The sequence below is a fragment of the Actinomyces sp. ICM39 genome, from assembly GCF_000282935.1.
GTDB classification, from domain to species: domain Bacteria; phylum Actinomycetota; class Actinomycetes; order Actinomycetales; family Actinomycetaceae; genus Pauljensenia; species Pauljensenia odontolytica_B.
The window spans coordinates 47,165-61,423 of record NZ_ALCB01000042.1; the positions used below are offsets into that span (position 1 = coordinate 47,165).

The 14,259-nt window shown below is 68.2% G+C and carries 14 protein-coding genes; 5 read left to right on the top strand and 9 right to left on the bottom strand.

Annotated elements, in window-relative coordinates; translation table 11 throughout:
- Positions 1–11: 11 nt before the first annotated feature.
- Positions 12–1,295 (bottom strand): lipopolysaccharide biosynthesis protein, encoded by a 1,284-nt coding sequence (locus HMPREF1137_RS02340; RefSeq protein WP_007588421.1) that lies wholly within the window; start codon positions 1,293–1,295, stop codon positions 12–14.
- A gap of 90 nt (positions 1,296–1,385) precedes the next feature.
- Between HMPREF1137_RS02340 and HMPREF1137_RS02345 the strand changes: the two genes are divergently transcribed.
- Positions 1,386–2,489 carry a glycosyltransferase family 4 protein gene (locus HMPREF1137_RS02345; RefSeq protein WP_007588468.1) on the top strand — a complete coding sequence of 368 codons (1,104 nt, stop codon included), beginning with the start codon at positions 1,386–1,388 and terminating at the stop codon, positions 2,487–2,489.
- A 9-nt stretch (positions 2,490–2,498) separates the two neighbouring features.
- Here the strand turns inward: HMPREF1137_RS02345 and HMPREF1137_RS02350 are convergent, their stop codons facing one another.
- Genes HMPREF1137_RS02350 through HMPREF1137_RS02360 form a run of 3 tightly spaced genes read right to left on the bottom strand, consistent with a single transcriptional unit; the run spans position 2,499 to position 5,246 of the window.
- Positions 2,499–3,482 carry a Gfo/Idh/MocA family protein gene (locus HMPREF1137_RS02350; RefSeq protein WP_007588512.1) on the bottom strand — a complete coding sequence of 328 codons (984 nt, stop codon included), beginning with the start codon at positions 3,480–3,482 and terminating at the stop codon, positions 2,499–2,501.
- A gap of 1 nt (position 3,483) precedes the next feature.
- On the bottom strand, positions 3,484–4,584 hold the full coding sequence (locus tag HMPREF1137_RS02355; RefSeq protein WP_007588484.1) for a DegT/DnrJ/EryC1/StrS family aminotransferase: 1,101 nt from the start codon (positions 4,582–4,584) through the stop codon (positions 3,484–3,486).
- Positions 4,581–5,246 carry an acyltransferase gene (locus HMPREF1137_RS02360; RefSeq protein WP_007588441.1) on the bottom strand — a complete coding sequence of 222 codons (666 nt, stop codon included), beginning with the start codon at positions 5,244–5,246 and terminating at the stop codon, positions 4,581–4,583. Before HMPREF1137_RS02360 ends, HMPREF1137_RS02355 begins: the two co-directional genes overlap by 4 nt.
- A 115-nt stretch (positions 5,247–5,361) precedes the next feature.
- Here HMPREF1137_RS02360 and HMPREF1137_RS02365 point away from each other — a divergent pair, with 115 nt between their 5' ends.
- The 4 genes from HMPREF1137_RS02365 to HMPREF1137_RS02380 are packed head-to-tail and all read left to right on the top strand — an operon-like array spanning position 5,362 to position 9,212.
- A complete protein-coding gene (locus HMPREF1137_RS02365) occupies positions 5,362–6,042 on the top strand; it encodes a glycosyltransferase family 2 protein (RefSeq protein ID WP_007588505.1) in 681 nt (226 codons plus the stop codon).
- Positions 6,039–6,509 carry a DUF2304 domain-containing protein gene (locus HMPREF1137_RS02370; RefSeq protein ID WP_007588453.1) on the top strand — a complete coding sequence of 157 codons (471 nt, stop codon included), beginning with the start codon at positions 6,039–6,041 and terminating at the stop codon, positions 6,507–6,509. Before HMPREF1137_RS02365 ends, HMPREF1137_RS02370 begins: the two co-directional genes overlap by 4 nt.
- Positions 6,499–7,821, top strand: a complete 1,323-nt coding sequence (locus HMPREF1137_RS02375; RefSeq protein ID WP_034496407.1) for an LCP family protein — start codon at positions 6,499–6,501, stop codon at positions 7,819–7,821. The genes HMPREF1137_RS02370 and HMPREF1137_RS02375 overlap by 11 nt, the downstream gene beginning before the upstream one ends.
- Complete coding sequence (locus HMPREF1137_RS02380) at positions 7,818–9,212, top strand: LCP family protein (protein ID WP_007588426.1); 1,395 nt, start codon at positions 7,818–7,820, stop codon at positions 9,210–9,212. Before HMPREF1137_RS02375 ends, HMPREF1137_RS02380 begins: the two co-directional genes overlap by 4 nt.
- A 97-nt stretch (positions 9,213–9,309) precedes the next feature.
- On the opposite strand, the gene galE is transcribed toward HMPREF1137_RS02380, so the two are convergent.
- The 5 genes from galE to HMPREF1137_RS02405 form a co-directional block, all read right to left on the bottom strand.
- The gene (gene galE, locus HMPREF1137_RS02385) at positions 9,310–10,305 is read right to left on the bottom strand and encodes a UDP-glucose 4-epimerase GalE (protein ID WP_007588482.1); all 996 of its coding nucleotides are present in this window, start codon (positions 10,303–10,305) and stop codon (positions 9,310–9,312) included.
- 63 nt (positions 10,306–10,368) lie between these two features.
- Positions 10,369–10,923, bottom strand: a complete 555-nt coding sequence (gene purE / locus HMPREF1137_RS02390) for a 5-(carboxyamino)imidazole ribonucleotide mutase (RefSeq protein ID WP_007588455.1) — start codon at positions 10,921–10,923, stop codon at positions 10,369–10,371.
- Positions 10,924–10,987: 64 nt separating this feature from the next.
- Positions 10,988–12,142, bottom strand: coding sequence for a 5-(carboxyamino)imidazole ribonucleotide synthase (locus HMPREF1137_RS02395; protein ID WP_034496419.1), 1,155 nt, complete (start codon positions 12,140–12,142; stop codon positions 10,988–10,990).
- Positions 12,143–12,175: 33 nt separating this feature from the next.
- On the bottom strand, positions 12,176–13,504 hold the full coding sequence (locus tag HMPREF1137_RS02400) for a HAMP domain-containing sensor histidine kinase (protein WP_007588449.1): 1,329 nt from the start codon (positions 13,502–13,504) through the stop codon (positions 12,176–12,178).
- A gap of 24 nt (positions 13,505–13,528) precedes the next feature.
- Positions 13,529–14,206: a response regulator transcription factor gene (locus HMPREF1137_RS02405; protein ID WP_003794418.1), complete on the bottom strand. Its 678-nt coding sequence runs from the start codon at positions 14,204–14,206 to the stop codon at positions 13,529–13,531.
- Between the last annotated feature and the right edge of the window lie 53 nt (positions 14,207–14,259).

Below are 14,259 nucleotides of genomic sequence, written 5' to 3' on the forward strand. Positions count from 1 at the left end.
TCACAAGGGTTTCACGAGGCCTGAGGCCGCTGCCCGTCCCCGCGGTCGTAGGCGCGCGCCGTCAGGAACGCCATCGCCAGCATGCCCACCAGCAGCGCAGCCATGAGGACGCCCAGCACGGCAACCGTGGTCTCCACTCCGTAGGGGCTGGACGCGAGCCAGATCAGCGGCGCCGCACAGTACACGCACGCGAAGGCCAGCATGCGCCGCTGGTGGTAGGTCGCAACGAAGACATTCGACAGCGGTGAGGTCGCGACCGTCAGGGCTAGCCACGGGGCCAGGGAGCGCGCAAAGTATCCGGCAGCCTCCCAGCGCACCCCGAACACGAGGGGGAAGAGTGCCGGGCTCACCCACGCGAGCATCGCGAACACGGGGATCGAGCATCCCAAGGCGATGCCACCAACACGCACGACGACTCGGGTCATCTCCCCGGGAGGGGTGTCCGACAGGCGCGGCAGGTACACCTGCGACAGCGCCCCCGCGATGAGGGCGACCGGGGCCTGCAGGGCCAGCCACGCCATGTTGAATTGGCCGAGCGCAGCCACGGAATACGCAGCGATGAGCATCGGGATCGCGCTCGTGCGCAGCGCGTCGACGACGACGTTGGGCACGCCCACGAGCGCCATCTTGCGGTAGCGCGAGGCCACCTCGCGCAGGGTCGGATCGGTGTCCTGACGCTCACGGGCGTCGCGGGCGCGCCACGACAGGTAGGCGACGGCGATACCCTGGCCCGCGATCGTCGCCCCAATCGCTGCACCCAGGCCGCCACCAGCCACAAAACCGCACACCAGCTGCAGGACCGCGATCCCCAGGGCACGCACGACGGAGGAACGCGCGATCGCCTGGAAGCGGCGGTGGCGGGTCAGCCAGTAGGAGCACACCTGCCCCTGCGCCAGGAACAGGACGGAGACGCCAACGGCGAGCATCCACCCCGCAAGCGCGTTTCCGTAGCGTTCGGACACCCACGGCCATGCGGCGGCGGCAATCAGGGTGGCCAGAGCGGAGGCGACGAGCACGCAGCGCGAGGCGAGGCGAGCCAGGGACCGGGCTGAGGCCTCGTCCCCCGGGGCGGGCAGGACGATGCTGAGGTCGAAGCGGGCACCCGCGACGGCAGCGCCGAGCGTTGCAGCGGACGTGAAGATGCCCAGATACCCCAGGTCCGTGTCCGTGTAGAGGCGGGCGACGCCGATCTGGGCGACGAAGGCGATGACCTGGGCGAGGAGGGTGCCGCCAAGGAGGGTGAGCACCTGCGCGAGGACGCCCGAGCGGGCGGGGCGGGCAGGGGCGTTCATCATGGACTCATTTAATCACCTGGGGCGCGCGGCTTGCCCCTAGGATGGTGGCATGCCCGCTCACCGATCCACGCCCACCCTCGGGTGGAACTCATGAGGGTCGCCCTGACGAAGGGAACCCTGCTGGTTCCCCCGACCTACTTCGCGCTCTCGCACGCCCTCGCGATGCCGGAGCTCGATTGGCGGGCTTTCACGCTCGCGGCGCGCATCACCGATCCGTCCATCACGATCCCCATCGACGAGGCCGCGCCCCGCGCGCTCGGAGGATCCCTCCCGCTTCGCGTGGCCGCGCAGGCACGAGGCCTGGGCCAGATGCGCCGCGCGATCGCCGCCTGGAATCCGGACGTCATTCACCAGCATCAGGCGACCTGGTCCCTGCCGGCTGTGGGGGCCGCACGCGACACGGGCGCACCCCTCGTGGTGACGCTGCACGGCGGGGACGCCTACCCGAGGCTCGGGCGCGGCGCGGGTGCCGCGTGGAACGCACGCAACCGGACGGCGGCCTTCGAGGGCGCGAGTCGGCTGCTGGCCGTCTCCCGGTACCTGGCGGACGTCGCGCTGGGTGCGGGCGTCGATCCGGCGCGGCTGAGCGTCCACTATCAGGGTGTCGACACGCACTGGTGGACACCCGCCCCGAACGCAGCAGAATCGCGCGAGGAGCCCGTCGTCCTGTTCGTGGGCGCGCTCAGCCGTCTGAAGGGGGTGGACGACCTGGCACGGGCGTCCGCCACCCTCGTGGGGCGCCGCCCGCATCGCCTCGTGCTCGTTGGAGACGGGCAACTGGAGGCGGGTCTGCGCGAACGCGCTCCTGCCCACGTGACGTTCGCGGGACGGCTGGATCGCGAGCGGGTGCGCGACTGGATTCGCCGCGCCCACGTCCTCGTGCTGCCCACGAAGCCGACGCAGGGGCGGCAGGAGGCCGCGGGACTCGTCCTCCTCGAGGCGCAGGCGTGCGGCGTTCCCACCATCGCCTATTCCACGGGAGGCACGCCGGAGATGATCGCGCCCGAGGCCTCGCTGCTCACACAGGAGCGCTCGCCGGACGCTCTCGCCCGCTCCATCGACGAGGCCTTGGCCTGGTCGGAGGACGAGCGCGCGGACCGCGGGGCACAGTGCCGCGCGTGGGTGGACAAGGAACGCTCGCTGCGGGCGTCAACCGAACAACTGCGCGCCATCTACGCCGATGTAACGCGGTAGGGCCGCACTCTACAGGTCGACAGAACGTCCCGTGGCGGCCGAGTCAAGGATCGCCTCGACGACGCGCAGGTTATCCAGGGCCTCGTCCATGGTGACGTGTTCGCTTCCCACGCCGAGGATCGCGTCGCGGAAGCGCTCGTGCTCGAGCGCCAGGGGTTCGCGCTTGGTGAGCGCGTAGCGCACGACTTGGCCCTCACTCACCCCGCGGAAGGCGGCGATGGCGTCCCACTGCAGGGGCGCGTGGCCGTTCTCGTAGAAGGTCAGGTCCCCCATCGCGGTGTCGGCGACGAGCGCGCCCCGCTCCCCCGTCACGATCGTCGTGCGGTCCTTGTAAGGGGTCAGCCAGTTGACGAGATGGTTGACGAGGATGCCGCCTGCAAGTACGCCCGAGGCCACCATCATGTCCTCGTGCTCTCGCCCCGAGCGCGCGGACGTGCGCGCGTAGATGCTCTCGTAGGGGGCACCGGCAACCCACGCGGCCAGGTCCACGTCGTGCGTGGCCAGGTCCTTCACCACGCCGACGTCGCTAATGCGTGCGGGGAAGGGCGACTGGCGACGCGTCGCAATCTGCTCGATCTCGCCGAGCTGACCCTCCGCGATCCGCCTGCGCATGTCGATGAGCGCCGGGTTGCAGCGCTCGACGTAGCCGACGGTGCCGACGAGTCCCGCGGCCGCGAAGGCGTCGCGGATACGGCGGCCCGCCTCCACGCTCGTGGCGAGGGGCTTTTCGACGAGGGTGTGCACCCCGGCCTCTGCCAGCGCCAGGGCTGCCGCCTCGTGGTGGGCGGTGGGAGCGGCGATGATCGCCGCGTCGATGCCGGCTTCGATGAGCTCCTCGACACCGCCCAGGACGGGCAGGTTGCCGGCTACACCGAAGCGGTCGCCGCCCGGGTCAGCCAGCGCGACGAGCTCCACGCCCTGCGTGGCACGAGCGTTGCGCACGTGGTGTCGGCCCATCGAGCCGATGCCGAGGATTCCGAGGCGAATACTCATGTCAGGCCCCCGCTTCCGCGAGCGCATTCACGGCCTCGGCGATGCGTTCCAGCTCGGCGGGCGTCAGGGACGGGTAGATCGGCAGGGAGAGAACCTGGTCGGCGGCCTCGCGCGTGGCTGGCAGCTCCAGGTCGGGGGCGAAGCGGGCGAGGGACGGCAGCTCGTGGTTCGGGATCGGGTAGTAGACGCCCGAGCCGACGCCGTATTCCTCGCGCAGGGCGGCGGCAAAGCCGTCGCGGTCTTCGGCCACGCGGATCGTGTACTGGTGATACACGTGGGTAGCGCCGGGCGCGACGTGCGGGACGGTGACGCCTCGCAGGTGGGCGTCCAGGAAGGCGGCGTTGTCCTGACGCGCGCGCGTCCACGCGCCAACCTTGGTGAGCTGCACGCGTCCGATGGCCGCGTGGATGTCGGTCATGCGGTTGTTGAGGCCCACGATTTCGTTGGCGTAGCGCGTCTCCATGCCCTGGTTGCGCGCGAGTTTCACGCCGCGGATGATCTCGGGGTCGCTCGAGGTGACCATGCCCCCCTCGCCGCTGGTCATGTTTTTCGTCGGGTAGAAGGAGAAGGCCGCGAAGATTCCGAAGGAGCCGACCGCGCGCCCGTGCAGGCTCGCACCGTGGGCCTGGGCGGCGTCCTCAAAGACCATGAGTCCGCGGGAATCTGCAATCGCCTGGAGGGCGTCCATGGGGGCGGGGTGGCCGTAGAGGTGAACGGGCATGATGGCCCGAGTGCGCGGCGTGATCGCGGCCTCGACGGCGGCAGGCGACAGGGTAAACGTGAGCGGGTCGATGTCGGCGAACACAGGGGTAGCGCCCGTGATGGCGACCGAGTTGGCGGTGGCCGCGAAGGTGAAGGAGGGGACGATGACCTCATCGCCCGGACCGATCCCAGCGGCGAGTAGGCCCAGGTGCAGGGCCGAGGTTCCCGAGTTGACCGCGACGGCCCATGTCCCGGGCACCAGGGCGGCGCAGAACTCCTCCTCGAAGGCGGCAACCTGGGGGCCCTGGGCGATCATGCCCGTGCGCATGACGGCTGCGACCGCATCGATCTCTTCCTCGCCGATGAGCGGGCGTGCGGGTGGGATGAACGGCTGCGTCACTGTTGGTCCTCACGGGTCTGGTCGGGCGCATCGGGGGCATTCGAGGACGAGGCCCGGGTGTCCTCGGGCAACAGGGCACCGTCTCGCTCGACGTAGCGGCGCCCCGAGGCCGGACACACCCACGCGCGTTCCGAGGCCTCGCTGGCTGTGTCATCGGCGGCCACGAGGGGTACCCCGGCCTCGCCGACCCACCCAACGCGGCGCGCGGGGACGCCGAGGACGAGCGCGTAGGGGGCCACGTCTCGGGTAACCACGGCACCCGCGCCGACCGATGCCCACGCGCCGATGCGCACGGGCGCCACGCAGACGGCGCGCGCGCCGATGGCGGCGCCGCGCTCGACGGTGACGCCGACGCGTTCCCAGTCACTCGCGCTCTTCAGAGTGCCGTCGGCGTTGATCGCGCGGGGGCAGTGGTCGTTCGTGAAGACGGCCGCGGGGCCGACAAAGACGCCATCCGCCAGGGATGCGGGTTCATAGATGAGGGCGTAGTTCTGGATCTTGCAGCGCCCGCCAACTCTCACGCCTTCTCCGATGTAGGCGCCGCGTCCGACGATCGTCTCCTCGCCAATGCGGGCTTCCTCGCGTACCTGAGCAAGGTGCCACACGCGGGCGCTGGGCGCGACAATCGCGCTGGGCGCCACGTCGGCGCTGGGCTCGATCACGGTGTCTCCCTCTCATTGTCGCTCACGCGTGCGGGTGCGCATCGGGGTGCTCGCCACCCTCTCAGATACCCAACACTATAGGCGCGCGCCCATCCCGATGTGCGACACTAATCGAATGCAGATGCGCTCCGACACGTGGGTGATCATCCCCGCGTTTAACGAGGCGCCCGTGATCGGGGGCGTCGTCGCGGGCGTTCGCGCCCTTTTCCCGCGTGTGCTCGTCGTCGATGACGCGTCGACCGATAACACTGCTGCTCTCGCCCGCGCTGCGGGCGCCTTTACTGCTTCCCATCCCGTCAACCTCGGCCAGGGCGCGGCGTTGCAGACCGGCTTTGAGGCGGCCCTCGCGCGCGGTGCCCGCTACGTCGTCACCTTCGACGCCGACGGGCAGCACGAACCGGCCGATGCGGCAGCGATGGTGGATCGAGCGCGCGAGGAGGATCTCGCGTTCGTCCTTGGGTCTCGTTTCCTCGACGGTGCGCGTGCCCCCGTCGGCGCGGTCAAGCGTGCGATACTGCGCCTGGGAGCGTTGGCCGCCCGCGCGCGCACGGGCATGGCTCTCACGGACACGCACAACGGCCTGCGTGTCCTCCGCGCCGACGCTCTCGCCTACGTTCACCTCACCCACGCGCGCATGGCGCACGCCTCGCAGATCGTCTCTCAGCTCGCGGACTCCAGCCTGCCCGGTGCCGAGCACCCCGTGACTATTTCCTACACGGACTACTCGCGTGCCAAGGGTCAACCCCTGCTCAACTCCGTCAACATCGTCGTCGATCTGGCGTTGGGGGGACGATGAGCGCCTACCTCGCCATTCGCGTCCTCCTGCTCATCGCCCTCGCGATCACCGCGTGGTGGCTGGTGCGCCCAGTATCCTCGGCCTCGTCGCTGGCTCTGCGCCGCATCGGCATTGGCATCCTCGTGGTGGCGGCCATCGTGGCGATCCTCGTCCCCTCGCTGGCGAACACCGTTGCGCGCGCCATCGGCGTAGAGCGAGGGGTCAACCTGATTGTCTACGGCCTGGTCGTGGCTTTCATCGCGCAGATGGTGACCGGATATCGGCGCGAGGCAAGAGCCGAGGCACGCATGGCGACCTTGGCCCGTTCGCTTGCCCTCGCGCACGTCCTTCCGCCCGATGCTCAGGTGGATAACAACGGGGCTATGACCGGCTCAGACAGCGATACGCACGGAGTGGAACGCGCCGCTAACGGCCCTGATTCCCCGACAAACTCACCAGATAACGATATGGTTACAAATGATGAGTAACGTGAATCTGCGACCGATCCAGCACTCGGCCGTCAACTACGGACGCTTCGGCCTCCTGCGCGGCGCACTCGCCGTGCTCCTGGCCGGCGTGCTCTTCGTGGTGTCATCGGCGGGGTTCGTGTACGCCAGTTTGAGCAGCCAGTTCGCCAACCGCGTCGTCAACATCGACGCCTACGCGAGCGACGAACAGAACAAGGCAACACCGGACTCCTTTGAAGGACGCGCCGTCAACATCCTCGTGGTCGGCACCGACTCGCGTAACGGCGCGAGCGGCGAGCTCGGCGCGGGCGACGCAGATGACGTTCCCGGCCTGCGCAACGACTCGACGATGGTGATTCACGTCAGCGCAGACCGCTCGCGCGTGCAGATCGTCTCCATCCCCCGCGACACCCTCGTGGACATCCCGGCGTGTAAGCACCGCGACGGGACCACCAGCGAACCGACCACCGACGACATGTTCAACAACGCGATGGTCTACGGCGCGAACGGCGGCGACGACCCGGAGGACATTGCCCCCGGCATCGCGTGCGTGCGTTCGACCGTCGAAAAGCTCTCCGGCATGTCCATCGACGCCTTCATGGTCGTTGATTTCGCTGGCTTTATTAACATGATCGACGCCCTGGGCGGCGTCTGGTTCAACATCCCCGAGCGCATCGACGACGACTCCGCCCAGCTCTACATCGATGAGGGCTGCTGGAAGCTGTCGGGCACGCACGCACTGGCCTACATGCGCTCGCGTAAGGGCCAGGGCGACGGCTCCGACATTTCCCGTATCGGCCGCCAGCAGCAGCTGATTTCCGCGATGCTGCGCGAGCTCCAGAACAAGAACTACGTGACGGATCCCGGCTCGCTCATCAACTTCTTGCAGGCCGCGATTTCCGCCGTGAATGTCTCCAATAATCTGGGTGATGCCAGCTCGGACGCGTCCCTTCTCATCAACGTGCTACAAAAGGTCGACCGCACCAACATTCAGTTCGTGACGATGCCGGTCGAGGAACCCTCCTGGGATCCGAACCGCCGCATCCCCTCTGAGCCGATGGCCCGCAACGTGTGGAGCGCCCTGAAGAACGATCAGGCCCTGCCCGTGGGCACAACCTACACTGACGGCAACGGTGCACAGCTCGTGGTCCCCGACCCGACGGCAACGACAGCCCCTTCGACGTCCGCTCCGACGCAGGCTCCGACGACCGATCCCGGTTCGGATGCAACCTCCACAGATAACACCGAGCAGTCCGCCTCCGTCGCGAATAACGCGGCCAACGAGGAAGCTGCCAAGCAGACAGCCGCTACCTGCCCGCCGAAGAACCAATGAGCACTCCTCCCTCGTTTACGCCCGACCCGAAGCGGCGCCGCCCCGGATCCGACGACGCCCACGTCGTCGGTGAGCAGCTGCGCGGTGGCGCCCCCACTCCCCCGCCCGAGGCCCTGGCACCGCAGATGTGGAGGATCTCCGACGACGAGGTCGACGCCTCGCGTCCGCTGATGCCGCGCACGCTGGACCAGCCGCAGCGCGAGTCTCAGTCGATTTTCCCGCGTCGCACTCAGGCTCAGCAGCCGCCATCCTTCCAGCCGGCCTCGGCGTCGAACCCACCGTCGTACGCGCCGGGGTCTGGTTCCTCCTCAGGCTCGAACACCTATGCTCCGTCCGGGAACGGGCCTCGTCAGGTGACGATCAATCGCTCCCAGAGCGCACCCGCCGCGGCCCCCGCCCCCGCCGCGGTACCCGTCGCTCCCACCGCTCCGGTTGCCAAGCCGCGGCGTAAGAAGCGCCGCCACCCAATCCTGAAGACCCTGTGCCTCATTCTGGTTATCATCCTCGCGTGGGGCGGCTTCCTCATATGGGACGCCAACACCAACATGGGCCGCGTGAGCGCCCTGTCGGGGGCTACCGACACCGCGGGAACGACGTACCTGCTGGCCGGGTCTGACTCGCGCGCCGACGGTGCCGTCAAGGATGGCTTCGATGAGTCCGAACGCGCCGACTCGATCATGCTCGTCAACGTTGCCCCGAACGGGCAGGCGGTTGCGCTCTCGATTCCCCGCGACACCTACGCAGAGATCCCGGGAGTCGGCTGGGACAAGATCAACGCTTCCTACGCCTACGGCGGCCCGCAGCTGCTCGTGGAGACCGTGGAAAAGCTGACGGGCCTGACCGTCGATCACTTCGTCCAGATCGGTATGGGCGCCGTGCCCGACATGGTGGACGCCGTCGGCGGCGTCGAGCTGTGCTACGACAACGACGCGGACGACCAGTATTCCGGTCTGAAGTGGACCGCTGGATGCCACACGGTGGATGGCACGACCGCCCTGCAGTTCTCGCGCATGCGCTATCAGGATCCCGAGGGCGATATCGGCCGCACCAAGCGCCAGCGTCAGGTGATTTCGAAGGTTATTTCTTCGGCGGCTTCGCCCTCGACCCTCGTTAATCCCGCGAAGACCCTCCGCGTGGAGCGCGCCGGCTCCCATTCCTTCACGGTCGACGAGGACTCCTCGGTCCTCACGGTTGCCTCGCTCGTGTGGGCGCTGCGCAGCGCGTCGTCGAATCAGATGATGGGTGTTCCCCCGATCGAGTCGCTGAACTTCACGACGAACGCGGGCGCCTCGGCGGTACTCCTGCGTGACACGACTGCGGACGACTTTTTCGCCAAGCTCCGTGCGGGCACCCTCACGACGTCGGACCTCAACCAGGTCGACGGACTGTAGGACCGCCCCACACGGTCGCGTACCGACAACGGTAAGACCCCCGGCTTCGTCCCTCACAGGGAACGAGGCCGGGGGGCTCTCAGCTCTACAGGCACCCTCAGGAGCCGGGAACGGTGATCGGGCGGGGACCCGCCTGCCAGCCTTCCCACGCGGAGGTCAGGATCTCATCAACCCCGTTGTTGGCCTTCCAGCCCAGGTCGACGCCGATGGAGAGCGGGTCGCCAATGAGCTTGGGCGGATCGCCGGCGCGGCGATCGAGCTCCTCAACGGGGAACTCCCATCCCATGACGCGGCGCAGGCCGTCGACGATCTCTCGGACGGAGGTGCCCAGGCCGGTGCCCACGTTGTAGGTGTGGTGGTCGGGCTGACGCCCCTCGGCGAGTACATCGAGGGCCGCGATGTGCGCCTCGGCGAGGTCCAAGACGTGGATGTAGTCGCGGATGCAGGTGCCGTCGGGGGTGTCGTAGTCGGTACCGAAGATCTTGGCACTCTCGCCGCGCTCAACGCGGTCCAGCACCATCGGGATCAGGTTCATGACGGCGTCGTCAGCCAGGTCGGGCCATCCGGCGCCAGCCACATTGAAGTAGCGCAGGCCGATCCACTTCAGGTCCCAGGCTCGCTCGCAGTCGGCCATCAGCCACTCGCCGATCAGCTTGGTCTCACCGTAGGGGTTGATGGGGTGCCCGGCCATATCCTCCGTGACCACGGGGGCCTCGGGCGTGCCGTAAACGGCTGCCGAGGAGGAGAAGATCATCTGGTCGACGCCGGCGTCCTCCATCGCGAGGAGGACGTTAGCCATGCCGCCGATGTTCTGCTGGTAGTACCAGGCGGGGCGGGCGACCGACTCGCCGACCTGCTTGCGCGCGGAGAAGTGGATGACGGCCGTGACGTCCTCGTCCACCATGAGGGTGGACAGCGCCGAGCGGGCTTCATCCAGGGTCACGTCGAGCTTCACGAGCTTGGCGTCGCCGATGCGCGATGCTTTGCCACTCGACAGGTCGTCGACGACGACGACGCGATCCCCACGCTGACGCAGGAGGCGGACAACGTGTGCGCCGATGTAGCCGGCGCCGCCACAAACGAGAATGCTCATAGCTTCAGGATACGCTGTACAAGGCCCCTGCGGCTACCCACGCGGGACTTGTGTTCGCGTCGCTCAGCGAGCCTCGGAGACGCGCTGCGCGAGGGCCGCCCCCTTTGCGCTGGCCACGTCGCGTAGGTCCTTCTGGAAGGTTCGCATCGAGGCACGCAACGATTCAGCACGCTCTCCTTCGCCGGCTCCAAGGATGCGCGCGGCGAGCAGCCCCGCGTTGCGCGCGCCTGCGATGGAGACGGTCGCGACGGGCACGCCCGCGGGCATCTGGACGATGGAGTGCAGGGAGTCGACACCGTCGAGGTGCTTGAGGGGCACGGGCACGCCGATGACCGGTAGTTCGGTGAGTGCGGCGAGCATGCCGGGCAGGTGGGCCGCTCCCCCGGCTCCGGCGATAATGACGCGCAGGCCGCGCGCCGAGGCGGAACGGCCGTATGCGACCATGTCCTCGGGCATACGGTGGGCGGAGACGACACCAACCTCGCAGGCGATGCCGAATTCGGCGAGGGCACCGACGGCTGTTTCCATGGTGGGCCAGTCGGAGTCGGAGCCCATGACGACGCCGACGAGCGGGTTGTCGCCGGTGGCGGTCAGCTGAATGTCGAGCTCGGTGGTCATGAGCGGTCCTTTCGGGGGGACGAGGCCGGGGCACCTGGTCCCTCGGCCGCGGATGGTGGGAGGGTTAGTCGGCGGGTGCCTCGCCCTTCAGGGCGGTAACAGCTGCCCGGGCTCGATCAAGAGCACGGGTGGGATCCGCGTCGACGACGGTGACGTGGCCGAGCTTGCGTCCGGGACGTACTTCCTTGCCGTAGAGGTGAATCTTTGCGTCCGTTCCCCCGGCGGCGAAGGCTGCAGCGAGGGCGCGCGCGGGCTGGGTGTGGGAGGAGCCCAGCAGGTTGACCATGACGACGTGCGTGCCCGGGGCGCGCAGCTGCGTGGAGCCGAGCGGCAGGTCGAGAACGGCGCGCAGGTGCTGCTCAAATTGGCTTGTGATGGCACCGTCGATGGTCCAATGTCCCGTGTTGTGGGGGCGCATGGCGAGCTCGTTGACGAGGACGCGTTCGTCCGCGCCTTCACCGACCACGAACATTTCCACGGCGAGGACGCCGGTAACGCCCAGCTCGTCGGCGATGCGCTCGCCGATGCGGCGCGCCTCGGCGGCAGTCTCGGGCCGGATACCAACCGCGGGAACCGTCACCTCGGCGCACACGCCGTCCACCTGTACGGTGGAGGCGACGGGCCACGAGGCGATCTCGCCCGAGGGGGTGCGCGCGAGGAGCGCCGCCACCTCGCCGGTGAAGGGAACCAACGCCTCGGCCAGGAGGGGGCCGTTGCCCCACCAGGAGGCCACGTCTGCGGGGCTGTGGGCGACTGCCACGCCGTGCCCGTCGTATCCGCCGCGCGGGGTCTTGACGATGAGGGGCCAGCCGATCGTGGCGCCGAATTCTGCCAGCTGGGCCTCGTCCTCGACGCGCGCCCACGCGGGACACGGGATGCCCATGTCGGTGAGGCGCTCGCGCATGGCCAGCTTGTCCTGGGCGTAGAGGAGGGCACTCGCCGGGGGCTGAACGGAGACGAGGCGTGCCGCCTCCTCCATCGTGGGGGCCGGGATGTGCTCGTGTTCGAAGGTGAGGACATCCGCGCCATCGATGAGCGCGCGGACCGCGTCCAAGTCGGCGGGTTCGCCCACCGCTTTGTCGACGGTCACCTGACCGGTCGACCCATCCGAGGCCTCGACGAGGGCCCGAAGATTAATGCCGAGCGCGACCGCGCTCTCCTGCATCATGCGCGCCAGCTGCCCGCCGCCAATGACGGCAACGGTGGGAGGGGTCAACATCTCGTGTTCCACGCCTTTCAATGTACTCCGCTGCTAGAAGCGCCGCGAGCGCCGTCCCATGGACATGAGGGGCCCTTCGGGCATGACGCGATCAGGGTCGAGGGACGCGGGGATCGCGGCGACCGAGACGGTGAATACCGGCGGCTTGTTGGTCTTGAGTTCAAGGCGCCCGCCCATCGCCTGCGCGAGGTCGTGGGCGAGGGCCAGGCCGATGCCCGTCGAGCCGTGCCCGGAGACACCTTTTTCGAAAATGTCGGGGGCTAGGGACTCGTCGATGCCGTCACCCTCGTCGCTCACTTCGATGACGACGCCGCGCTTGGAAGTGCCCGCGTGTGCCCACACGCGCGTAGTTCCGTCGCCGTAGCGTAGCGAGTTTTCGATGAGGGTCGCCAGGATCTGCCCAAGCTTTCCGGCGTCGGCCAGGATCGGACGCTCGGCCTCGTCGAGGAAGACGAGCGGCCGCCCAGCGGCCTCGAACTGGTCCTCCCATTCCTCGCGGGCTGTATTGAAGACCTCGAGAATGTGAATGGCCTCGGTCTGGCTGGTCTGACGCTTAGAGACGTCAAGCAGCTCCGTCACCACATTGGTCATGCGCTCCACCTGCTCGAGGCAGGTGCGAGCTTCGGCGCGCACCTCGTCCTCTGTGGAGATGAGCTCGATTTCCTCCAGGCGCATGGACAGGGCAGTCAGCGGCGTGCGCAGCTGGTGGGAGGCATCGGCAGCAGCCTGTCGCTCGGCTGCGAGTCGCCCCGCCATGCGTTCGCCGGTGCGCGCGAGTTCCTCGGAGACCAGGTCGATTTCCTCGATACCGGACTTTTCCACCCGGGCGCGCACGCCACCCGAGCCGATCTGCTCGGCCTGGGCTGCCAGGTAAATGAGCGGGGCAGACAGTTCACGCGACAGAGAACGCGCAAACAACCAGCCAATCAGCATGGATGCGAGCATGCCTCCGCCGAACAGCGCGCACGTCCACGCAATGCGGTTCAGAGCGTTCGACGCCGACGCCGTCAGCTGCACGGACACGCCGCTCGGAGACGAGGCCAGCGAACTCATGGTCCGTCCGGGGATGACCGTGCCGTTGGTGACCAGGTTCGCCTCGGGCACCTTGATGCGATAGTTCAGCTCATCGCCGCGGCTGTTTGCCTGATCCGCGACAAGCGCTGCCAGGGTCGCCGGGTCGATCCCCTCCCCCACGGCGCGCCTGCGCTCGATGTTTTGGAGGATCAGCTGCGCCTGAACGTCAAGGTTGCGCTGTTCGGACGACCAGATGGACGCCGATGCGAAAAACGCGCCTGGGAGCCCCATCAGCACGCACACGACGGCGACGATGGAGACGATCATCCTCACCGCGCGGGCGCGCATGGCGGGCCTGTCTCAGCGACGCGCTCAGCGCGCGTTCTCGAAGCGGAAGCCCATCCCTCGCACTGTCGTGATGTAGTGCGGGTCGGTCGCGTCGTCGCCGAGCTTGCGGCGCAGCCACGACACGTGCATATCGAGGGTCTTCGTGGAGCCGGTCGGGTCCGAGCCCCACACCTCGCGCATGAGGGTGTCGCGCGCGACGACCGACCCGGCCTCGCGCAGCAGCACGCGAAGCAGGTCGAATTCCTTGGCCGTCAGGCTCAGCTCGACGTCACCGACGAAGGCGCGGTGCGCGGCAACATCCATGCGGATGTCCTGGGCGCGCAGCTCGCCTTCGGCGGGCTCTGCAGCCTGGCGGCGCAGGAGGGCCCGCACGCGAGCGAGAAGCTCCGCGAGGCGGAAAGGCTTCGTCACATAGTCGTCAGCGCCCGCGTCCAGGCCGACGACCATGTCGACCTCGTCCGTGCGCGCAGTAAGGATCAGAATCGGAACTCGGTTACCGGAGGAGCGGATCTCGCGGGCGACATCCAGACCATCCATATCAGGCAGACCGAGGTCCAGGACGACCAGGTCAACACCGCGAACATCCGCGAGGGCTTCAGCGCCTGTCGCGTGCGCACGCACGTCGTAGCCCTCCCTGCCCAGTGCACGGGCGAGGGGCTCGGAGATGGCCGGATCGTCTTCAACGAGGAGAACTGTAGTCACGCTTACATCTTAGCAATTCTCAACCAAAACTTGCACCTTTCTTGACCCGTTAT